We start from the raw sequence: 23,052 nt of genomic DNA, 5'->3' as shown, positions 1-23,052 counted from the left end.
TATATGGAGAACGATGGTGGAAGACCTCAACACCCTCTACTACTTCACCCAAGTGGTGGAACATCAGGGTTTCGCTGCGGCCGGGCGGGCGCTGGACATGCCCAAATCGAAGCTCAGCCGGCGCATCGCCGAGCTCGAAGAGCGCCTCGGTGTACGTCTGTTGCACCGCACCAGCCGGCATTGTTCGCTGACCGAAATCGGCCAGGCCTATTACCAGCGCTGCCTGGCCATGCGCGTGGAAGCGGAAAGCGCCGCCGAACTGATCGAACGCAACCGCTCCGAACCCCAGGGCCTGGTGCGCATCAGTTGCCCGACCGCGTTGCTCAACTCCTGGGTCGGGCCGATGCTGACCCGCTACATGCTCAAATACCCGCTGGTGGAGTTGTTCATCGAAAGCACCAACCGCCGGGTCGACCTGATCCACGAGGGTTTCGACATTGCCTTGCGCGTGCGCTTTCCGCCGCTGGAAAACACCGACATGGTGATGAAGGTGCTGGGCAACAGCACCCAATGCCTGGTGGGCAGCCCGGCCTTTGCCGAACGCTTGTCGACGCCCGCCTCCCCGGCCGACCTCAGCGGTTTGCCCAGCGTGCACTGGGGCGCGGCACAGCGTGAATATCAGTGGGAATTGTTCGGTGCGAACGGCGCCAGCGCGCTGATCCGACACGCGCCGCGCATGGTCACCGATGACTTGCTGGCCCTGCGTCACGCGGTGCTCGCAGGGATTGGCGTCGCGCACCTGCCCAGCGTGGTGGTGCGCGATGACATTGCCGCCGGACGCCTCGTCGAACTGGTGCCGGGCTGGGCGCCCAAGTGCGGGATCGTCCATGCGATCTTCCCCTCTCGCCGTGGGTTGCTGCCGTCGGTGCGGACGTTGATTGACTTTCTCGGTGAGGAATTCACCCACAGCGACATCGCCTAGCCCTTTTTTGCCGACACGGACGAACCTGTAGGAGCGAGCTTGCTCGCGAAAAACGTGAGAGCTCCACGGGGTGTCAGACTGGCTGCGTTACCGTTGACCTCCATCGCGAGCAGGCTCGCTCCTACAGGGCCGATGAGTGGGGGCTGGCGGAGTTTTTATTTCGGACATAATATCAGCGCAAATTACAACCATAATATCTGCGCCCGTCCGAGGACACTGAACATGCAAAGCCTCAACCGAGAAGCCACCCTCGCCCAATGGATCGTTCAGGAAGACGCCATGCGCGCACGTCTGGCCGGGCCCGGCAGCCTGTCGCTGGCCGAGGTCAGCGCGCTGTCGCCGGCCGAGTTCTTCGAGGGCATCGGCAACGGTGAACTGCCCTCGCCGCCGATTGGCACGCTGATGGATTTCATCCCTATCGAATGGTCGGCCGGGCTGTTCATCTTCCAGGGCACGCCGGACGCCCGGCATTACAACCCGCTGGGCAGCGTGCATGGCGGCTATGCGGCGACCTTGCTGGATTCGTGCATGGGCTGCGCGATTCATACGCAGCTGAAAAAGGGCCAGGGGTATACGACGCTGGATCTGCGCATCAGTTATGTCCGCGCGTTGACCGGCGCCAGCGGACCGGTGCGGGCCGAGGGCAAGATTGTGCACCTGGGGCGCTCGACGGCGCTGGCCGAGGGGCGGATTTATGATGTGGATGGGCGGTTGTATGCGACGGGGTCGACGACTTGCATGATTCTTGAGGCTCGCGGATAAGATCCGAAACCGAGTCGCGGCCTTCGCGGGCAAGTCGGATCGCCGCACCGCTCGCTCCTACAGGGGCGTGTGATGTTCTTGTAGGAGCGAGGCTTGCCCGCGAAGGCGTCCGTTGCAACACCGCGAATCCTCTTGCCTTACGATTCATGACTTGCGGTAAACATTGCTTTGCCCATCCAGCGGTTTTTCTCAAGGATGCAGGCACGGATACTCGTGCCCATTCCCACTGCAACCCCTGGAGTCATTGATGTCTATTCCCGCATTCGGTCTTGGTACGTTTCGCTTGCAAGGCCAGGTGGTCATTGATTCGGTGAGCACTGGCCTGGAACTGGGCTACCGCGCCATCGATACCGCGCAAATCTACGAGAACGAAGCCGAGGTCGGCGAGGCCATCGCAGCCAGCGGCATTGCCCGTGAAGAACTGTTCATCACCAGCAAGATCTGGGTCGCCAACTTCGCCAAGGACCGCTTGATCGACAGCCTCAAAGAGAGCCTGCAAAAACTGCAGACCGACTACCTCGACCTGACACTGATCCACTGGCCATCGCCGGAAAACCAGGTGCCGGTCGAAGAATTCATGGGCGCGTTGCTCGAAGCCAAAAAACTCGGATTGACCCGGCAGATCGGCGTCTCCAACTTCACCGTCGACCTGATGAAGCAAGCCATCGCCGCCATCGGTGCCGATCACATCGCCACCAACCAGATCGAACTGCACCCGTACCTGCAAAACCGCAAGGTCGTCGAGTTCGCGCAGAGCCAGGACATCCAGATCACCTCCTACATGACCCTGGCATACGGCGAAGTGCTGAAAGACCCGGTCATCCAGCAGATCGCCGAGCGTCTGCAAGCAACGCCTGCGCAAGTCACCCTGGCCTGGGCCATGCAATCGGGTTACGCGGTGATCCCGTCATCCACCAAGCGCGCCAACCTGGAAAGCAACCTCAAGGCCTGCGCCCTGACCCTGAGCGACGCCGACATGGCACTGATCGCCGGCCTTGAACGCGCCCACCGCCTGACCAGCCCCAAAGGCATCGCGCCGAACTGGGATTAAGCGTCAGCCCCGCGCCAGCTGTTCGTCGAGGCGCCTCATGGTCTTAGCCAGCTGATCGACGGCTTTGTCGATCAGCTCTGGACGGCCATCACCGCAGGCATGCTCGAGGTCCTTGCAGCATTTGACAAGACCGTCCGCCCGCACCATCAGCGCCCCGCCCTTGATGCGGTGCGCCAACGTGCACAGGGCATGCTGTTCACCACGGGCATGAGCCTTGAGCAACTCCTGCCGATCCTTGCGATTGGTCGCGGCCAGGTCGCTCAGCAATTGTTTGATCAGCTCGTCGTCCTTGCCGACGTAGCGCTCCAGACCGCTCAAGTCGATTTCGGCGGTTGAGGGTGTTTCGAGGGGCGGCACCGGTGATCCATCGGCAAATCTGGACGCCAACCAGGCGCCCAGATCCGCCAGGCGGATCGGTTTGAACAGGCAGTCGTCCATCCCCGCTTCCAGGCAACGGGCCTTCTCCTCGGGCTGCGCATTGGCGGTCAATCCCAGAATCAGGATCGGTTGCAATCCCTGAACCTGCTCTTCATCGCGGATGGCCCCGGCCAACTCATAGCCGCTGAGCACCGGCATGTTGCAGTCGGTAATCAGCACATCAAACTCATACTCGCGCCACCGATCCAGACCTTGCTGACCGTCCTCGGCGTCCATCACCCGGTGGCCCAGGTAGCTCAACTGCCGTGAGAGCAGCAATCGATTGGCCGGGTAATCATCGACCACCAGAATGGTCAGCGGCCGGGTCTGCACCTGTTCCTCTCGGTCAGGTGACTCGCTGGACGGCAACGGTTGCAACGCGGGCAGATCCAGGCAGACATCAATCCGCGTGCCCTTCCCCAACACACTGGCAAGCTGCAATTGCCCGCCCATCATTTCGCACAACGTGCGGCTGATCACCAGCCCCAGACCCGAGCCGTTTCGACCTGTTTGCTGGCTGTTTTGCGCCTGCACAAACGGGCTGAACAGTCGCTGCCGATCGATCTCGCTGATACCGATGCCGGTGTCTTCAATGCGCACCGAGACCGCCAGTTGCCCGGCCGCACGGCGCTCGACTCGCAGCGTCAGGCACACTTCACCTTCTTGGGTGAACTTGATCGCGTTGCTCAGCAGATTGGACAGCACCTGCTTGAAGCGCGTGGGGTCGATCAACACGTCGGCGTCGCTGTGCTCGCCCAGGTCGACGCGCCACTCCAGGTTCTTCTGCCGGGCCAGGCCTTCAAATACCCGGCACACCGATTCGACCAGCGTGCGCAGGTTGGCCCGTTCCGGCGTCAGGGACAAATGCCCGGACTCGATGCGGGCGATGTCCAGAATGTCGCCAATCAACGCCAACAACTGTTGCCCGGCATTGGCCGCCACCTCGATTGCCGACCGGTCGGTGACGCCTTCATCCGCTCGCTTCAGCGCCAGTTCGAGCATGCCGAGCAGCGCATTCATCGGCGTGCGGATCTCATGGCTCATGGTCGCCAGAAACGTGGTCTTGGCACGGTTCGCCTCATCCGCCGCGTCCTTGGCGTCCTGCAGTTGTCTGAGCAATTGCTGACGCAGGCGGATCTGCCGGCGCTGCCAGGCGATCCAGGCCAGCGCCAGCAACAGCAAGGCGCCGGCACCGACAAAGGCCTGGAGAATGTCCTGCCGGTGACGCAGCCAGAAGCTCTGTTCAACCATCAGGTCATTGCGCCAATAACCGGTCATTTCATCGATTTCTTCTGGGGAGATACTCAGCAGCGCCTTGTCCAGGATCGAATGCAGCTCAACAGCCTCGCGACCGGTCGCCAGGGTGCTGCGGGCCGGATCGGTGCCGACGGTGCTGGTCACTTGCAGGCGGTCGCGGTATTGCCGGGAAATCATGATCCGGGCACCGATCAACGAGTTGATGGCGCCGTCCGTCCTGCCCTGGGCGACCATTTCCATCCCGTCCGCGGTCAACGGCGCAGTGACCAGTTCGACCTGCGGGAAATGCTGGCGAATGAATTCACCGGCACTGTTGCCCTGGGTGATGGCCAGTTTTTTGCCCGCCATCTCGTCCAGTGTCTGCGGGCTGTCGGATGCGATGCGGGTCACCAGCACATTCGGGCTGGTCAGAAACGGTCGGGTAAATCGCAGTTCTGTTTCACGCTCAATGCTGGGGCTGATCCCGGCGACCACGTCAACATGACCGCTCCTGATCCAATCGAACAATTCGGCCACTGACCGGGTTGGCTGAATGTCGAATTTCAAGCCTGTACGCAAGCTGATTTTCGCCAGCACATCGATGCTGATGCCCCGGTACTTGCCCTCGCTGTCGATAAAGGAAATCGGCATGAGGTTTTGGTTGATCGCCACTCGCACACGTGGATGATTATTGAGCCAGCGTTGCTCGGCGACACTGAAGTGCAAGGCTTGCGTGCCGGCAATGGAAGCCCCGCTGCCGCCCCATCGCCGCAGGATATTCATTCGTTCATTGGTCGGGATCGCCGCCAGCGCCCGGTTGACGATGCGTTGCAACTGGAGGTTGTCGAGGTTCATCGCAAACGCAAAACGCCCGGACTCCATACGGGAGAAATCCGCCAGTTGAACGTTGTTGAGGTAATTTTTGCTGATCAGGTGATTGACGCTGATGGCGTCCCCCAGATAGGCGTCCGACTGACCAAACGCAACGGCGCCCACCGCGCCCAGCGTCGAAGGGAACAGCTGCACATTCGCCTTGGGATAAAAAGCCTGCACTTGCTGTTCGGGCAAATAGTGGTACAGCATCGCCAGCCGTTTACCGGCAAGGTCCGGGTCCAGTGGCTGGGATGAATCGGTGCGCGTGACCAGCACCGGTTGATCATCGGCATAGGCACTGGACATCCGCAGGTGTGGATCCTCGACCTCATAACGGTTGGCCGTTCCCAGCAGGTCAGCCGCCCCTTCCTTGATCGCACGCACCGCCTCGTCCCGAGATGCGTAGCGCTGAACATCGATCTCCACGTTCAATAGCTGTTTGAGCAGCCCGGCATAGTCAGCCGTCAGCCCTTCATAGTCGGTGCCGGTGGTGGTGATGTCGAAGGGCGGATAATCCGGCGCCGAGACGGCCAGTACCAGCCGGCCTTTCTGGCGCAGTACACGCGAATCGGCATCCGACAGTTTGACGTCGTAGCCGTCGACGCTGGAGCGTCCGAGCAGGGTCAGTGATTGCGGTTGGGCATAGGCAGTCGATACCCACAAACAGACCGGGAGTACGAGGGATATCAGCCAACGCAATTGCCGAGAGGTACTCACTCAAATCAGACCGTTACGCTGGGCGGTCTCTCTCAAGTGAACCTTGGACTCCACATTGAGTTTTTCCGTCAAACGGGTTTTGTAGGTGCTGATGGTCTTGTGGCTCAGGTTCAAGAGTTTGGCGATTTCCTTGTTGCTTAATCCCTCGGCCAGGTACCGGAATATGGTCAGTTCACGGTCGGAGAGCTTGTCGATCCTCTCCATCTCGCTGAGTTGCATTGTGCTCAACGACACCGAACTCGACGGCAACTTGGCGAAATAGGTGTAACCGGCCATCACCGCCAGCACTGCCTCGTGCAAATGCTTCAAGTCGTTGGCCTTGGAAACATAAGCCCTGGCGCTGGCACGCATGCAGCGGTCCTGATAAAACCTTGGATCTTGCCCGGTGAAAACCAGTACTCGACAACGCTCGTCACTGGCCTGAATGCGGGCCAACACTTCCAGCCCGCCGAGACGGGGCATCATCAGATCCAGCACCACCAGATCGGGTTGATGCTTACGGATCGCTGAAAAGACCTCGTTGCCGTTGGATACCTTATGAATCAGTTTGAATCCCAGCTGTGTAAGCAGCATCGCGACTGCAGTGCACACCACCGGATGATCGTCTGCTATTACCGCTGACTTCATGGCAACTCCCTGTGCAGATACAAGACGATCGGGTAATGAATGCCCATGGGTCAGACCCCGGCTACACGCAGCAGTTGCGCGAAGACTCTTGCACGGAAACACGCGCCCGACTACCTGACAGAAATGACAGTACCGACGAACGGTAGCTGAGGATCAACGGTCGCCATCAGTCGTTGAATGCACGCCAGATCGGGCAATGCAGCATCACTCACCTGAACCTTTTGCTGCCCGCAAGCCGGGGTCGGCGGCCCGTTATAGATCAAGGCGTGGTGAACCTGTGGGTGATCGAGGAAGAAGTCGCGCAGGTCCAGGGCCCCGTCCGCCAACGCGGCATTGATGACCACCAGGTCGAAAGGCACGCCGCCGTACTCGGTCAGGGTCAGCAGTTCGGCAAGGCTTTGCACGGGGGCCACGCGGTAATAGTCGAGCCGGTTGAACAGGCGCTCGATTCTCATCCGCTGAAAATGCTGCTCGTCGGCAATCAGGATACGTAACGCTTTGTTCGGCAACCGGGGCCCCCAGGAGGGTTTCAGATTCGTGAGGCCGCAAGGCTACGGAAGAGCCAATGAGCTTTCTGTAGGACTATTCCTAAAACCCGAGACATTTATTCCGTTGTCAGAGGGGATTCAACGCTATTCCGTCGTACTCGGACTCCAGAACGCCTGCACCACCAGCGTCGATGTCGAAATCCGCGCCACCAGCGCATCCAGCTCGTCGCCGTCCACGGACGTCGTCGCGAGGGTCGCCTCCACCTCGATTTCATCTGCGCCGAACGCGTGTACATCAACATCGCTCGCCGGGTAATTGCTGCGCTCAAGTTCCGCTTCCAGCAGCGCCAGCACGGCTTTTTGTTGTGAACGGCGGGCGATCACGTAAACGATGTTGGTAACTTCAGCCGAAATCACATCCAGCGGCTGACGGTTGATGTTGTTGACGATCGGCCGCAGCAAGGTATTGGCCGCCAGTACGAACAGCGTGCCGAGCAAGGCCTCCAGGACCAGATCGGCCCCTGCGCAGGCACCGACCGCCGCCGAAGCCCACAGCGTTGCCGCGGTGTTGAGGCCACGCACGTTGCCCTCTTCGCGCATGATCACCCCGGCACCGAGGAAGCCGATGCCGGAAACCACGTAGGCGACCACCCGCACCGCGCCTTCGGCCCCGCCGAGGCGATTGGCCATGTCGACGAAAATCGCCGCCCCCACCGCGACCAGCACGTTGGTGCGCAGGCCGGCGGTGCGTTGGCGGTATTGGCGCTCGAAGCCGATCAGGCCACCGAGGATGAAGGCCGCGCTGAGGCTGACCAGGGTGTCGACCAGGGAGGTCAGGTTGATGTTGTTGAGTGCTTGCATGAATGTTTTCCTGAATCTTCAGCCTTGTATTCAATTCCTTGTAGGAGCAAGGCTTGCCCGCGAAGAACGATGACGCGGTTTGCTTTGGAAATGAGGCGCGCCCTTCGCGGGCAAGTCGGATCGCCGCACCGCTCGCTCCTACATCTGGCAGCATTACTGCCAGCCAAACCGGCGGATGTAGAAGCCCTTCACCGCCTGGGTGAGCGCCATGTACGCCAGCAGAATCACCGGCAAAAACACAAAGTACAGCGATGGCAGCGCCTGCAATTTGAAGTAGTGCGCCAAGGGCCCCATCGGCAGGAAGATCCCCACGGCCATGATGATTCCGGTCATCACCAGCAGCGGCATGGCGGCGCGGCTTTGCAGGAACGGAATCTTCGGCGTGCGAATCATGTGCACGATCAGCGTCTGGGTCAGCAGCCCGACCACGAACCAGCCCGACTGGAACAGGGTCTGGTGGTCCGGGGTATTGGCGTCGAACACGTACCACATCAAGGCAAACGTCGTGATGTCGAAGATCGAACTGATCGGGCCGAAGAACAGCATGAAACGCCCGACATCCGCCGGTTGCCAGCGTTGCGGTTGCTTGAGCATTTCTTCATCGACGTTATCGAACGGAATGGCGATCTGCGAAATGTCGTAGAGCAGGTTCTGCACCAGCAGGTGCATCGGCAGCATCGGCAGGAACGGGATGAACGCGCTGGCCACCAGCACCGAGAACACGTTGCCGAAGTTCGAACTCGCGGTCATCTTGATGTACTTGAGCATGTTGGCGAAGGTCCGACGCCCTTCCAGCACGCCCTCCTCCAGGACCATCAGGCTTTTCTCCAGCAGGATGATGTCCGCCGCTTCCTTGGCGATGTCCACGGCGCTGTCCACCGAAATGCCGATGTCAGCGGTGCGCAGCGCAGGGGCGTCGTTGATGCCATCACCCATGAAACCGACCACGTGGCCGTTGCCTTTGAGCAGACGGACGATGCGTTCCTTGTGCGACGGCGTCAGTTTGGCGAAGACGTTGGTGGTCTCCACGGCCACCGCCAGTTCGGCGTCGGTCATGCGCTCGATGTCGTTGCCCATCAACAGGCCTTGCTGCTCCAGGCCGACTTCGCGGCAGATTTTCGCGGTCACCAGTTCGTTGTCGCCGGTCAGCACTTTCACTGCCACGCCATGCGCGGCCAGCGCTTTCAAGGCCGGGGCGGTGCTTTCCTTCGGTGGATCGAGAAACGCCACGTAACCGATCAGCGTCAGAGCCTGTTCGTCCGCCAGGCTGTAAGTCTCGCGCCCCTCGATCATTGGCCGCGCGGCAACCGCCACCACCCGCAGCCCCTCGGCATTGAACGAGGCGGTGACCTGACGAATCCGCGCCAGCAGTTCATCGCTCAGTGCTTCATCGCGTTCGCCGTGACGCACCCGCGTGCACACCGCCAGCACCTCTTCCACCGCACCTTTGCAGATCAACAGATGCGGTTGACCGCGCTCGGCAACCACCACCGACATGCGCCGCCGGGTGAAGTCGAACGGGATCTCGTCGACTTTGTGAAACGCCGTGCCGACTTTCAGTTCACGGTGGATTTCAACGTGTTCGAGCACCGCCACGTCCAGCAGGTTTTTCAGGCCGGTCTGGTAGTAGCTGTTGAGGTAGGCCATTTCCAGCACGTCATCGGAGTCGTTGCCCCAGACGTCGACGTTGCGCGCCAGAAAGATTTTGTCCTGGGTCAGGGTGCCGGTCTTGTCCGTGCACAGCACGTCCATGGCGCCGAAGTTCTGGATCGCGTCGAGGCGTTTGACGATGACTTTTTTGCGCGACAGGAACACCGCACCTTTCGCCAGCGTCGAGGTGACGATCATCGGCAGCATTTCCGGGGTCAGGCCCACGGCAATCGACAGTGCGAACAACAGCGCTTCGGTCCAGTCACCTTTGGTGAAACCATTGATGAACAGCACCAGCGGCGCCATGACGAACATGAAACGGATCAGCAACCAGCTGACTTTGTTGACCCCGGTCTGGAACGACGTCGGCGCGCGATCGGTGGCACCGACCCGCTGGGCCAGCGCGCCAAAATAGGTGCTGTTGCCCGTGGTCAGAATCACCGCGATCGCCGTGCCGGACACGACGTTGGTGCCCATGAACAGAATGTTGTCGAGGTCCAGCGGATTGCTGGTGTCGCTGTCCTGCTGGTGGCGGAATTTTTCCACCGGCATCGATTCGCCGGTCATCGCCGCCTGGCTGACGAACAGGTCCTTGGCGCTGAGCACCCGGCAATCGGCGGGAATCATGTCGCCGGCCGAGAGCACGATCAGATCGCCCGGCACCAGCTGTTTGATGGGGACTTCGGTGCGCAGGGCATCGCGACGCATCACCGTGGCGGTGTTGCTGACCATCGCCTTGAGCGCGTCGGCCGCCTGGTTGGATTTGGTTTCCTGCCAGAAGCGCAGCAAGGTCGAGAGCACCACCATCGAGAAAATCACGATGGCGGCTTTCATGTCCTCGGTCAGCCACGAGATGACCGCGAGCAATGTCAGCAGCAGGTTGAACGGGTTTTTGTAGCAGTGCCACAGGTGAGTCCACCACGGCAGCGGTTGCTCGTGCTCGACTTCGTTGAGGCCGAATTGCACGCGCAGTGCATCGGCTTCGGCTTCGCTCAGGCCGTCGGTGTGGCTGCCGAGGTTGTGCAGCAGTTGGCCGGTGTCGCTGTTGGCGGCGCTCACCAGGGTTTGCGCCAAGGTGGGCGGCACCTCTCGGCTGACCGTGGTGTCGGTGAAGGTTTCCAGCAGCGCCAGGCGACGGAAGTGTCGGGCGATGTGACGGGTGCGCAGGAATCCGGCAAAGAATTCTTTGAGCAGGTTCAGGTTCATGGCAGTTCCCCCAGGGTCAGCCGGGAAACCTTCCAGCAGGCGTGTCGGTGCACCGCGATGACGACAAAAAGTCGAACATCACGCACGGTTCAGCGTCGATGAGAGGACGTCGGGACACGGACCAGGACAGGCCGCGATCGGGATGCCGCTGCTCGCTATCAGGCGAGACAACGGCACAAAAGGTTGCGCGTTATCTTGCCGGGTTGTTGCCGGTTATCGAAACCGGCCGACTACTGTCACTCGAACAAGTACCCACTGTGGGTCTCCGCTATTGATGAAAACGCGCGAAGCTTACGCCCCGATTTCTGGAGAGTAAACGAAGGAACGGCGTGTTGCGGGGGAATCTGGGGGTTCTTCAGGGAGGGTTCAGCTTTGAAGATTTTTGGTGTTGTTCAGGGCCTCTTCGCGAGCAAGCCCGCTCCCACATGTGGTCCTGCGTACACAGATCCAATGTGGGAGCGGGCTTGCTCGCGAAGGCGGCCTCAAGAGCGCCGCAAAATTTAGCTGGCAGTCGCGAGCAGCAGGTCCACCACCGAACGGCCATGCCCACGGTGCTTGCCATGGTCATACAAAGACCCGGCAATCTCGTCCGCGCGAATCGGCAGGATCGACAACAGGGTGTCGCTCAAACCATGGCTCGCCTGGCAGAAGCCCTGCATGTAGATGCCCGCCTTGCAGCGTTCGTCGGTGATCAGCTTGTAGTTGCGGTCCACCTCGAAATCACCGAGGTATTGCTCCAGCGGTGCCAGCAGTTTGCGGTGCATCTGACGCTCATAACCGGTGGCCAGTACCACCGCGTCGTAATGCCGAACCGTGACTTCGCCGGTGGCGTTGTTACGCACTGCCAGTTCGATGCCGCGCTCGGTGGCGGTGGCTTTTTCAATAGTGGTCAGGGTGCGGAAGGCATGACGGGCGATGCCCGAGACTTTCTGGCGATAGAAGATCCCGTAGATGCGTTCGATCAGGTCAATGTCCACCACCGAATAGTTGGTGTTGTGGTACTCGTTGACCAGACGCTCGCGCTCGCTGCTCGCCTGCTGGAACACCAGGTCGGTGAATTCCGGTGAGAACACTTCGTTGACGAACGGGCTGTCGTCCGCCGGTTTCAGCGCCGAGCCGCGCAGGATCATGTCGACCTGCACCGACGGGAAGCTGTCGTTCAAATCGATGAAGGCTTCCGCCGCGCTCTGTCCGCCGCCGATGATCGCGATGCTCATCGGTTGATTGTTCACGCACGGCTGCTTGGCCATCTGCGCCAGGTACTGCGAGTGGTGGAACACCCGACCGTCATCCTTCAGCGCCTTGAACGCTTCGGGAATGCGCGGTGTTCCGCCAGCGCTGACCACCACCGAGCGGGCGGTGCGCACGTGTTGCTGGCCCTGGGTATCGCGGGAGATCACGCGCAACGCTTCGACCTGCTGGTTGTGCAGCACCGGCTCGATGGTCAGCACTTCTTCGCCGTAACGGCTCTGCTCGGCGAATTGCCCGGCGACCCAGCACAGGTAGTCGTTGTATTCCATGCGGCATGGATAGAAGGTGCCGAGGTTGATGAAATCCACCAGACGACCGTGGTGCTTGAGGTAGTTGACGAAGGAATACGGGCTGGTCGGATTGCGCAGGGTCACCAGGTCCTTGAGGAAGGAAATCTGCAATTCGCTCTGGGTCACCAGAGTGTTGCCGTGCCAGCGATAGTCCGCCTGCTTGTCGAGAAACAGTACATCCAGCTCGCCCTGGCTCGGCCCGCGCTCTTGCAGTGCGATGGCCAGCGCCAGGTTCGAAGGGCCGAAACCGACGCCGATCAGGTCGTGAACGATGGGCGATGCAATTGCCTGTGTCATTTCCAGTGTCCTCTGGATGAACCCCTCAACAGTGGGGCGTAAGCCTAAGTGACCTGACCAGCCTTGAGCAGGACAGCAGGTCGTCTGTTGATAGGGAACGAGGACAATGAAACAAAATTTAATATTGTTTTTTTACCCACCGGAGAAGATCAGTGGGCATCCCACTGGCGCATCCGCACGCGGCAATGCTTCATCGCATTGACGATGTGCTTCTCGACCAGCGCCCGGGAAATCCCCAGGCGTTCGGCGATTTCCGGGTGCGACAGGCCATCGATCTTGCGCAGCAGGAAACTCTCGCGGCACAGCCGTGGCAATTCCGCCAGGGCGCGCTGGAGCATTTCCAGGCGCTGGCCGTGGTCGAGGCTGTTGTGCGGGGACGGGGTGAAATAGCGTTCTTCGTTGTCGAGCACTTCCAGCGATTCGACCTGACGCAACGCATTGCGCCGATGGTCGTCGATCACCAGATTGAGCGCGGTGCGATAAAGGAATGCCCGGGGCTGCTCGATCGGCGTGTCGCTGGAACGTTCCAGAACCCGCACATAAGCGTCATGCACCACATCTTCGGCCACCTGACGGTTGCCCAGCTTGGCGTTGAGGAAACACACCAGCTCGCGATAGTAGTTTTCCAACCATGACTCCCGGCCGCAGGGGTGCGGTTTCTTTCCTTGAGCCACCGCAACGACCGCCGAAATGGGCAGTGGCACGATAGTGGCAGTTCGAGGTGCGTAATTTATAGTAATTCTCATATAGATTTAAAGTATTGCTTCATCTTGCCCGACAAATAGTCTTCGATCTGTTCAATACTCCCTGCTTGCAACCGGCTATTTTATGCACCCGATCCCCTGTAGGAGCCGGCTTGCTGGCGATGGTCGTTAACGATAACGCGTTCTGCCTGAATCAACGCGGCGCACTTTCGTCCATCGCCAGCAAGCCGGCTCCTACAAAGTTTTGTGTTGTGAATACGATCCCCGCCGCTCCCGCAATGTGATTGTGTCGGGTTGTGTCGAGAGCTAAATTCCTCGGCTCTTTCCTCGTATAAAGGACAGCTCCCCGTCTCTGTCGGCTTCCCGACAGCGTTCAACTGTTGCCGGATTTTGTGCGCAGGCTGAGCGACGGGCCGATATCCATTGGCCGGAACCCTGCATGAAACGTCCCCGACACACCCGACGCGCCCTGCTTGTAGCACTTTGTCTGATCCCCGTTATCGCCGTGGCTGCCTGGCAGGTCATCCCGCCCGGCCGAGACAAATTCGCCACCGTACAAGTCAGTCGGGGTGACATCGAAAGCAGCGTCACGGCGCTGGGCACCCTGCAACCTCGACGCTACGTGGACGTCGGTGCGCAGGCGTCCGGGCAGATCCAGAAGATCCATGTGGAAGTCGGTGACGTGATCAAGGAAGGCCAGTTGCTGGTGGAAATCGATCCGTCCACGCAACAGGCCAAACTCGACGCCGGGCGTTTTTCCGTGGAAAACCTCAAGGCACAACTCGAGGAACAACGGGCACAGCACGAGCTGGCCCGGCAAAAGTTCCAGCGCCAGCAGAACCTCAAGGCCGGCGGCGCCACCCGCGAAGAAGACGTGCAAACGGCCCAGGCAGAGCTGCGCGCCACCCAGGCGCGCATCGACATGTTCCAGGCGCAGATCCGCCAGGCCCAGGCCAGCCTGCGCAGCGATCAGGCCGAACTCGGTTACACGCGCATTTACGCGCCGATGTCCGGCACCGTGGTCGCACTCGACGCCCGGGTCGGCCAGACCCTCAACGCACAACAACAAACTCCGTTGATTCTGCGCATCGCCAAGTTGTCGCCGATGACGGTCTGGGCCGAAGTCTCGGAAGCCGACATCGGCCACGTCAAACCCGGCATGACGGCCTGGTTCACCACCCTCAGCGGTGGTAAGCGGCGTTGGAGCAGCACCGTGCGGCAAATCCTGCCGGTGCCGCCCAAACCGTTGGACCAGACCAGCCAGGGCGGTGGCAGCCCGACCAGTTCGAGCAAAAGCGGCAGCGCTCGCGTGGTGCTGTACACCGTGCTGCTCGACGTCGATAACGCCGACAACGCGCTGATGGCGGAAATGACCACGCAGGTGTTCTTCGTATCCGACCAGGCGAAAGACGTGCTCACCGCGCCCATCGCTGCGCTGCAAGGCGGCACGCAACCGAACATCCAGACCGCTCAGGTCGTCGCCAAAAACGGCCGCATCGAACAACGCGACGTTCGCACCGGCATCAGCGACCGCCTGCGGGTGCAAATCCTCGACGGCTTGCAGGAAGGCGATCACCTGTTGATCGGCCCGGTCGACGGGAGTGGCGGCTAGATGCTGACGCCCCTGATCGACCTGCAGGACATCCGCAAATCCTACGGCGGCGGCGATTCACCTGAAGTTCACGTGTTGCGCGGCATCGACCTGTCGATCCATGCCGGGGAATTCGTGGCGATTGTTGGCGCGTCCGGTTCCGGCAAGTCGACGCTGATGAACATCCTCGGCTGCCTCGACCGCCCGACGTCCGGCGAGTACCGCTTCGCCGGGGAGAACGTCGCCGGGCTCGACAGCGATGAGCTGGCCTGGCTGCGCCGCGAAGCCTTCGGTTTTGTGTTCCAGGGCTATCACCTGATTCCGTCCGGCTCAGCCCAGGAAAACGTCGAGATGCCGGCGATCTACGCAGGCACCCCGGCCGCCGAACGTCATGCCCGCGCTGCCGCCCTGCTCGACCGCCTCGGCCTCGCCTCACGCACCGGCAACCGCCCGCATCAACTCTCCGGCGGCCAGCAACAACGCGTATCCATCGCTCGCGCCTTGATGAACGGCGGCCACATCATCCTCGCCGACGAACCCACCGGCGCCCTCGACAGCCACAGCGGCGCCGAGGTGATGACGCTGCTGGATGAACTGGCGAGCCAGGGCCACGTGGTGATCCTCATCACCCACGACCGCGAAGTCGCGGCCCGGGCCAAACGCATCATCGAAATCCGCGACGGGCTGATCATCAGCGACAGTGCCCACGACAACCCCGACGTACAAACCTCGGCCAACCCCGGCGCCCTGCAAGCCGTGGATTTGCGCAAGCGCCTGAGCGAAGGCGCCGAGGCCACCGGTGCCTGGAAAGGCGAGTTGGTGGACGCGGTACACGCCGCGTGGCGGGTGATGTGGATCAACAAGTTTCGCACCGCGCTGACCCTGCTCGGGATCATCATCGGCGTCGCGTCGGTGGTGGTGATGCTCGCCGTCGGCGAAGGCAGCAAGCGCCAGGTGATGGCGCAGATGGGCGCGTTCGGCTCGAACATCATTTACCTCAGCGGCTCGGCACCGAACCCGCGAACACCGCTGGGCATCATCACCCTCGATGACGTCGCGGCGGTCGGCAGCCTGCCGCAGGTGACGCGCATCATGCCGGTCAACGGCCAGGAGGCCGGGGTGCGCTTCGGCAACCTCGACCACTTGAGCTACGTCGGCGGCAACGACACCAATTTCCCGGCGATCTTCAATTGGCCGGTGGTCGAAGGCAGCTATTTCACCCAGGACGATGAACGCAACGCGGCGGCCGTCGCGGTGATCGGGCACAAGGTACGGACCAAATTGCTCAAGGACGTAGCCAACCCGATCGGCCAGTACATCCTGATCGAAAACGTGCCCTTCCAGGTGGTCGGCGTGCTTGCGGAAAAAGGTGCCAGCTCCGGTGACAGCGACAGCGACGACCGCATCGCCATCCCCTATTCCGCCGCGAGTGTGCGGCTGTTCGGCACCCACAACCCCGAGTACGTGGCCATCGCCGCGGCCGATGCGCGCAAGGTCAAAGAGACGGAAACCGCCATCGAGCAGTTGATGTTGCGCCTGCACGACGGCAAAAAGGATTTCGAACTGACCAACAACGCAGCGATGATTCAGGCTGAAGCGCGCACGCAAAATACCCTGTCGCTGATGCTCGGCTCGATCGCTGCGATTTCGCTGTTGGTGGGCGGGATTGGCGTGATGAACATCATGCTCATGACCGTGCGCGAACGCACCCGCGAGATCGGCATCCGCATGGCCACCGGCGCCCGTCAGCGCGACATCCTGCGGCAGTTCCTCACCGAAGCGGTGATGCTCTCGGTGGTCGGCGGCCTCGCCGGCATTGCCCTGGCGCTGATCGTCGGCGGCGTGCTGATTCTCAGCGAAGTGGCCGTCGCGTTCTCTTTGATAGCGGTACTCGGTGCCTTCGGCTGCGCCCTGGTCACCGGTGTTGTCTTCGGCTTCATGCCGGCCCGCAAAGCTGCCCGGCTCGACCCGGTCACGGCCCTTACCAGTGAATGATCGATCTATGAAAGCGCCACTCAGCCTGTTGACCCTCTGCGTGTTGCTCAGCGCGTGCGCCAACCCGGACCCGCGCCCGGACAGTGGCCTGCAGCCGCCGCCCACCTGGCAGTCGGCACACCATGAAAACGCCTTGATGCAGAACGCCCAGTGGTGGACGCACTTTGGCAGCCCGCAGCTCGATCAACTGATTGAACAGGCCCGCGTCGGCAGTTATGACCTGGCGGCCGCACTGGCCCGAGTGCGTCAAGCGCAAGCCACCACCGTGATCGCCGGCGGTTCGCTGTTGCCAGAAGTGAAAGCTGCGGGGAACGCCAATCGCCAGAAGCTGATGCGCGGCAACGGCTACAGCCAACTGTACGCCGACGACAGCAACAAGGCGGTGGATTACTTCGACGCCAGCCTCAGCGCCAGTTATGAAATCGATTTCTGGGGCGGCCAGCGCGCCTCCCGTGACAGCGCGCAATTCGGCCTGCGAGCCAGTGAGTTCGATCGCGATACGGTTGAGTTGACGCTGCTCAGCGCGGTTGCCAGCACCTACGCGCAAGCGTTGTCATTGCAGGAACAGCACCGTATTGCGCAGCTCAATCTGGCGAATGCGCAGAAGGTTTTGAACCTGGTACAAACCCGCTTCGACTCAGGCTCTGCCACGGCACTGGAGCTGGCCCAGCAAAAAAGCCTGGTGGCCGCGCAACAACGGCAGTTGCCGCTGGTGCAGCAACAAGCCGAAGAAGCGCGGATCACCCTCGCCGCCCTCCTCGGCCGTCCGGTTCAGGAGCTGAAGCTCGACGATCAGCGCTTCGACCAACTCAGTTGGCCGGTCATCGGTGCGGGCGTGCCCAGCGAGTTGCTCAACCGTCGCCCCGACATTGCTCGCGCCGAAGCGCAGCTGGCAGCCGCACGCGCCGATGTGACCGTGGCCCGGGCGAAAATGCTGCCCACCGTGACATTGAGTGCCCAGATCGGTTCTGGCGCCGACACCTTCAGCGATGTGCTGCGCAGCCCGTTCTACAACCTCACCGCCGGATTGGTCGCGCCGATTTTCAACAATGGTCGCCTGAGCGCCGAACGTGATAAAGCCACGGCGCGCCAGGAAGAACTGCTGGAAACCTACCGTGGCGCGATCATCAACGGCTTTGCCGACGTGGAAAAAGCCCTGACCGGCATTCGCGGACTGGACGCCCAGCGCCAGTGGCAAAGTGAAGAATTGAATCAGGCGCAAACGGCTTTCGACATTGCGCAAAGCCGCTATCAGGCCGGGGCCGAGGATTTGCTGACGGTGCTGGAGACCCAGCGCACGCTGTATGCCGCGCAGGATTTGAATGTGCAGCTGCGGTTGGCGAGGTTGCAGGCGAGTGTTGCGTTGTACAAGGCGCTTGGGGGTGGGTGGCAGGTGTTGTGATTGTATTGATAGCGATGGCCCCTTCGCGGGCAAGTCGAATCGTCGCACCGCTCGCCCCTACAGGTTAAGTGTCATGCCCCAATCATGCAGCACACCTGAATCCTGTAGGAGCGAGCGGTGCGACGATTCGACTTGCCCGCGAAGAACGATAACGCAGTAATCAAACCGGACTCTGTTTAGCCTTCAGATTCCGCGCATACCAAGGCCGTTGCGGCACCTTGCGGAACAGGTCTTCCAACTTTTTCTCATCTTCACCAAAGGTAATCCGCAGCGCCAGTTTCATGGTTTCCGGGTCCATTTCCACCGACTTGCCCGCCTGCAACCCCGGTGTGGTGTTGCAGCCGTGGGTGCTCGGGCCAAGCCACGGATCGTCGATCTCGACCCAGCGACCGGGCGCGAACCACGGCACACCATTGACCTCCAGCCGCCTGACTTCCCCCGGATGAAAGCGCTCGTGCGCACGGAACCAGTCTTCGAGTCGGTCATCGATCCAGCCATGGAAATGCCAGAACACCGGGTTCACATGGGAGGAAAACGGGTCGCCAAGAAAGTCGTTTTCCGCCGCGAACCAACGGGCGGAAAAGTCTGCGGTGTCCCGCGCGAACGGCACAGGCTGGCCGTTGGACGGATCGCGGGGCACCGACGCCCAGCGCATGTGCAGCCAGTCATGCAGCCCGAGTTCGACCTCGGAACCGAACTGCCCCAAGGTCAATTTCGACAAGTAACGCGGGTCACGGTATCGCGACTCCCAGACCTGAAAATTGCTGTGATAGGTCTCGGCAGTCTTGAGATCGGCGACCCACTGCGAATACTCGTCATCGTCATCGGCGCGCCAGGCCGGCGGCAAAGCGGTGCCGTCGTGGTTGTCGAAGTAACGGGCAAAGGCCTGGCGATCACGCACCAGCTCCGGTTGCGGCAACGGAAACTGCTGCCACGACGGCAAGTCTTGCAGGGAGCGCGCGGTGCCGAGCATGTGCCGGTGCATGAAGAAAAAGTCGATGCCCGAGCCATTGCGGTCCTTGCGCGCCCCCCGCGCATCGCGCTCCTTGTCCCGAAGCCCCGGCTGCCAGCCGATGCCGCGCAAGGCGTTGCGCTTGTCTTCGGACAAGGTGTGCCATTTGTCGCGGGAGGCGTGCCAGAGCTGATGGAACAAACGGTGCTCGGGCGAAATCAGCCACGCCAGCAACGCCGGGCCCAGGCCCGTGCGCTCACGCGCTTCAGGGAACACCTGTTTGACCGCGACGAAACGGTTGTCCTGAGCGGTCAAGGCCAACGGACGATCCAGACGCAGCACACGCCCACTCAAGGTGCCGCTGCCGGCATTGCCGAACGCGGCCCAGACTTCGTCCAGCTTGAAGGTGAATTCGTAGTCCGGCGTCCCGGTCGGGGATCGGGAATCGATCAGGCGCCAGCTCAGCTCTTTGTTATCTACGCCCGCCAGATCGCCGAGGACGCGATAGCGCGGTGGCGGTGCGGCACGCAGCGCCTCGAAAGTATCGAGAAAACCGTTGAGCCCACGGCCCTTGTGACCGACGTCGAGCAGCAGTTGCAAGCCCTCGCGAGGCAAGCCGTCGAGCCCCGCGTCACGCCCCTCGAAGCGAATGTCCCAGACGCCCTGCAAGGTGTTGGCCAAACGCTGACCGGCCACATCCGCGACGTCGAATGACGCTTCGCCGGGGGTAATGGTCGGGTCCGGTTTTGTCAGTTCGCGATGCCCGTAATACGCCGCAGGCAGGGCGGCGCCGGTCAGTGCCAGACCCGCCAGGAACCATCGTCGAGAAATCGTCATTGCCCTACCTGTGTCAGCCATGGAGCAGGCTTTATCCAAGCTAGAACGTTTGTTGCCTCGACAAATTTAAGAGCTTCGCGGGCAAGCCTCGCTCCTACAGAGGCAGCGCAGGACCTGTAGGAGCGAGGCTTGCCCGCGAAGGGGCCCTCAGCCTCACTAAATTTCCCACTCGGCCACTCGTTCTTCCCAGATAGCAAAGGCCCCCGCGCCTGCACCCTCGACGGCGAACCTGACTGAGATGGCAATGACAAAACCTCGTTCGAAAAAGGCTCTTTTCATTGGCCTGCCCCTGGCGCTGGCCATCGCTGGCGCGGCAGGGTTTGCGGCCTGGGATTACTGGCTCAACGACAACCCCGGCTACCCGGTCGCGGTGATGAAACAGGCCGATGAACTGCAAGAACGCATCCTCTCGTTCGACAGCCACATCACCGTGCCCATGGATTTCGGCACCGCCGAAAACGAGGCCGACAAGGACGGCAGCGGCCAGTTCGACCTGGTCAAGACAGCGCGTGGTCGCCTGTCCGGCGCGGCGCTGACCATTTTCGGCTGGCCCGAAATCTGGAACGGCGACAACGCCCCGCACCGCCCGACCGCCGGGTTCATCGACGAAGCCCGTCACGAGCAGGAGACCCGCTACAAAATCATCACCACCCTGGTGCGCGACTTCCCCAATCAGGTGGCCATTGCCTACACCCCGGACGATTTCCGACGCCTGCACGGCGAGGGCAAGTTCGCCGTGTTCATCAGCATGCTCAACGCCTACCCGCTGGGCAACGACGTCAACGCCCTGGATAAGTGGGCCGCGCGCGGAATGCGCATGTTCGGCTTCAGTTACGTGGGCAACAACGCCTGGGCCGATTCGTCCCGGCCGCTGCCGTTTTTCAATGATTCCCGTGATGCGCTGGGCGGCCTGTCAGAGCTGGGCAAACAAGCGGTGCATCGCCTGAACGACCTCGGGGTCATCATCGATGTGTCGCAAATGTCGACCAAAGCGCTGGAACAAGTCAGCCAATTGAGCCGCGCACCGATGGTCGCCTCGCACTCGGCGCCACGGGCGCTGGTGGACATCCCGCGCAACCTCAGCGACAGCGAAATGCAACTGATCAAGAACAGCGGCGGCGTGGTGCAGATCGTCGGCTTCCCTACCTACATCAAGCCGCTGAGCCAGGGCACCCAGGACAAACTCAACGCCCTGCGTGCGCGTTTCGACCTGCAACCGCTGCAAGGCCTGGAGATGGCGCTGATGCCGGGCGACCCGGTGATCACCGTGTGGTCGGAACAGCGTTTCGGCGAATACGCCAGTCAGCTCTACGGCATTGTCGATGAAGAACCCAAGGCCACCCTCAAGGATTACGGCGACGCCATCGACTACGCCGTGAAAAAAATCGGCATCGATCACGTCGGCATCAGCTCCGACTTCAACGACGGTGGCGGCCTGAACGGCTGGAAAGACGTCAGCGAGGCACGCAACGTGACCGCCGAACTGATCAGCCGCGGTTACAGCGAAGCCGACATCGCCAAGCTCTGGGGCGGCAATTTCCTGCGCGTCTGGGATCAGGTGCAGAAGTCCTCCAGACCCGTCGCCAAACACTGACATTCACTTTGCCAAGCGAACCGAATTCATGACCAACCGTCGTACTTTCCTCAAGCAGGCCGGCATTGTCGCGGCCGCCATTCCCCTGGGTTCAGCGGTCAGCTTGCCGGCGCTGGCCGCCACGCCGGCACCGCTGCCCAAAGACAAATGGGCGCAGTTTCGCCAGCTGTTCAATCAGGATCCCGATTACCTGCACTTCGCCAACTTCCTGGTGACCTCACACCCGCGTCCCGTGCGCGAAGCCATCGAGATGCACCGCGCCAACCTCGACCGCAACCCCGGCCTCGCGATGGACTGGCATCGCGGCGAAACCGAACGCCGCGAAGAAGACGTGCGCGTGTGGGCCGGCCATTACTTGAAAGCCAAGCCTTCGCAGATCGCCCTGACCGGCAGCACCACCGAAGGCCTGGCGATGATTTACGCCGGCATTCACGTGCGTCCGGATCAGGAAATCCTGACCAGCGAACATGAGCACTACGCCGCCAACAGCGTGTTTGAATTCCGCACGCAAAAGGACGGAACCAAGGTTCGTAAAATCAAATTGTTCGAAGACCCGTACAAGGTTTCGACGAAAGAAATACTGGCCTCGATTGCCCGCAACATTCGCCCCGAGACTCGCGTGCTCGGCATGACCTGGGTGCATTCCGGCAGCGGTGTGAAGCTGCCCATCGGCGAGATCGGCAAACTGGTCGCCGAGAAAAACCGCGACCGCCAGGAAAAGGATCGCATCCTTTATGTGGTCGATGGCGTCCACGGTTTCGGCGTGGAAAACCTCGATTTTCCGGACATGCATTGCGACTACTTCATTGCCGGCACCCACAAATGGATGTTCGGCCCACGGGGCACCGGGATCATCTGCGCGCGCTCCGATGACATGAAGGACCTCACGCCGACCATCCCGACATTCTCCGAAGCGACTACGTTTTCGACCGTGATGACCTACGGCGGCTATCACTCGTTTGAACACCGCTGGGCGCTGACCGAAGCCTTCAAGTTGCATCTGGACCTGGGCAAGGCAGAGGTTCAGGCACGCATCCATGAAATCAACAGCTACCTGAAAAAGCGCTTGCAGGAGCATCCGTCGGTGGAGCTTGTCACGCCGTTGTCACCCGAGTATTCCGCCGGCTTCACGTTCTTCCGGATCAAGAACCGCGACTGCGAAGAAGTCGCCAATTTCCTGATGGACCAGCGCGTGGTCTGCGATGCCGTGGACCGCGATGTCGGCCCGATCATTCGCCTGTCGCCGGGCCTGCTCAACACCGAGGCGCACATCGACCGCGTCATGACGTTGTTGGCCAGCAAGCTCTGAAACACCGATTTCCTTTAGCG

At 61.2% G+C, this 23,052-nt stretch carries 16 protein-coding genes; 8 read left to right on the top strand and 8 right to left on the bottom strand.

From position 1 onward, the window contains the following. Positions 1-13 precede the first annotated feature (13 nt). From ACM6IO_RS06835 to dkgB, 3 genes are all read left to right on the top strand, one after another. Entirely contained in the window at positions 14-922 is a 909-nt protein-coding gene (locus tag ACM6IO_RS06835; RefSeq protein WP_008032353.1) for a LysR substrate-binding domain-containing protein, read from the top strand. Positions 923-1,144: 222 nt separating this feature from the next. Then, on the top strand, positions 1,145-1,684 hold the full coding sequence (locus tag ACM6IO_RS06830) for a PaaI family thioesterase (protein ID WP_414911205.1): 540 nt from the start codon (positions 1,145-1,147) through the stop codon (positions 1,682-1,684). 247 nt (positions 1,685-1,931) lie between these two features. Beyond that, complete coding sequence (dkgB, locus tag ACM6IO_RS06825) at positions 1,932-2,735, top strand: 2,5-didehydrogluconate reductase DkgB (RefSeq protein ID WP_192228884.1); 804 nt, start codon at positions 1,932-1,934, stop codon at positions 2,733-2,735. Between the two features lie 3 nt (positions 2,736-2,738). Here the strand turns inward: dkgB and ACM6IO_RS06820 are convergent, their stop codons facing one another. From ACM6IO_RS06820 to ACM6IO_RS06790, 7 genes are all read right to left on the bottom strand, one after another. Then, positions 2,739-5,978, bottom strand: a complete 3,240-nt coding sequence (locus ACM6IO_RS06820; RefSeq protein ID WP_414911204.1) for a transporter substrate-binding domain-containing protein — start codon at positions 5,976-5,978, stop codon at positions 2,739-2,741. Further along, entirely contained in the window at positions 5,979-6,605 is a 627-nt protein-coding gene (locus ACM6IO_RS06815) for a response regulator transcription factor (protein WP_008039990.1), read from the bottom strand. 110 nt (positions 6,606-6,715) lie between these two features. Further along, positions 6,716-7,114: a chemotaxis protein CheY gene (locus tag ACM6IO_RS06810; protein ID WP_414911203.1), complete on the bottom strand. Its 399-nt coding sequence runs from the start codon at positions 7,112-7,114 to the stop codon at positions 6,716-6,718. Between the two features lie 123 nt (positions 7,115-7,237). Continuing rightward, the gene (locus ACM6IO_RS06805) at positions 7,238-7,954 is read right to left on the bottom strand and encodes an MgtC/SapB family protein (RefSeq protein WP_008032341.1); all 717 of its coding nucleotides are present in this window, start codon (positions 7,952-7,954) and stop codon (positions 7,238-7,240) included. Positions 7,955-8,107: 153 nt separating this feature from the next. After that, positions 8,108-10,810, bottom strand: coding sequence for a magnesium-translocating P-type ATPase (gene mgtA / locus ACM6IO_RS06800; RefSeq protein WP_207286034.1), 2,703 nt, complete (start codon positions 10,808-10,810; stop codon positions 8,108-8,110). 500 nt (positions 10,811-11,310) lie between these two features. After that, positions 11,311-12,648, bottom strand: a complete 1,338-nt coding sequence (locus tag ACM6IO_RS06795) for a lysine N(6)-hydroxylase/L-ornithine N(5)-oxygenase family protein (protein WP_008039987.1) — start codon at positions 12,646-12,648, stop codon at positions 11,311-11,313. A gap of 149 nt (positions 12,649-12,797) precedes the next feature. Beyond that, positions 12,798-13,277, bottom strand: coding sequence for a sigma-70 family RNA polymerase sigma factor (locus ACM6IO_RS06790; RefSeq protein WP_008032335.1), 480 nt, complete (start codon positions 13,275-13,277; stop codon positions 12,798-12,800). Between the two features lie 514 nt (positions 13,278-13,791). On the opposite strand from ACM6IO_RS06790, the gene ACM6IO_RS06785 reads away from it, so the two are divergent. The 3 genes from ACM6IO_RS06785 to ACM6IO_RS06775 are packed head-to-tail and all read left to right on the top strand — an operon-like array spanning position 13,792 to position 18,340. After that, complete coding sequence (locus ACM6IO_RS06785) at positions 13,792-14,964, top strand: efflux RND transporter periplasmic adaptor subunit (RefSeq protein ID WP_223554101.1); 1,173 nt, start codon at positions 13,792-13,794, stop codon at positions 14,962-14,964. Next, positions 14,965-16,938, top strand: coding sequence for a MacB family efflux pump subunit (locus ACM6IO_RS06780; protein ID WP_008032330.1), 1,974 nt, complete (start codon positions 14,965-14,967; stop codon positions 16,936-16,938). A 7-nt stretch (positions 16,939-16,945) separates the two neighbouring features. Further along, entirely contained in the window at positions 16,946-18,340 is a 1,395-nt protein-coding gene (locus ACM6IO_RS06775; RefSeq protein ID WP_414911202.1) for an efflux transporter outer membrane subunit, read from the top strand. A 160-nt stretch (positions 18,341-18,500) separates the two neighbouring features. Here the strand turns inward: ACM6IO_RS06775 and ACM6IO_RS06770 are convergent, their stop codons facing one another. Continuing rightward, positions 18,501-20,129 (bottom strand): PvdJ/PvdD/PvdP-like protein, encoded by a 1,629-nt coding sequence (locus tag ACM6IO_RS06770; RefSeq protein WP_414911201.1) that lies wholly within the window; start codon positions 20,127-20,129, stop codon positions 18,501-18,503. Between the two features lie 244 nt (positions 20,130-20,373). On the opposite strand from ACM6IO_RS06770, the gene pvdM reads away from it, so the two are divergent. Continuing rightward, positions 20,374-21,723, top strand: a complete 1,350-nt coding sequence (pvdM, locus tag ACM6IO_RS06765) for a pyoverdine-tailoring dipeptidase-like protein PvdM (protein WP_008039979.1) — start codon at positions 20,374-20,376, stop codon at positions 21,721-21,723. A 28-nt stretch (positions 21,724-21,751) separates the two neighbouring features. Next, positions 21,752-23,032 carry an aminotransferase class V-fold PLP-dependent enzyme gene (locus tag ACM6IO_RS06760; RefSeq protein ID WP_223554094.1) on the top strand — a complete coding sequence of 427 codons (1,281 nt, stop codon included), beginning with the start codon at positions 21,752-21,754 and terminating at the stop codon, positions 23,030-23,032. The last annotated feature ends 20 nt before the right edge of the window (positions 23,033-23,052 follow it).

The sequence above is a fragment of the Pseudomonas sp. IT-P44 genome (assembly GCF_949768225.1).
GTDB lineage: Bacteria > Pseudomonadota > Gammaproteobacteria > Pseudomonadales > Pseudomonadaceae > Aquipseudomonas > Aquipseudomonas migulae.
Note: the sequence above shows the minus strand (reverse complement) of the source record. Positions and strands in the feature narration are given on the sequence as shown.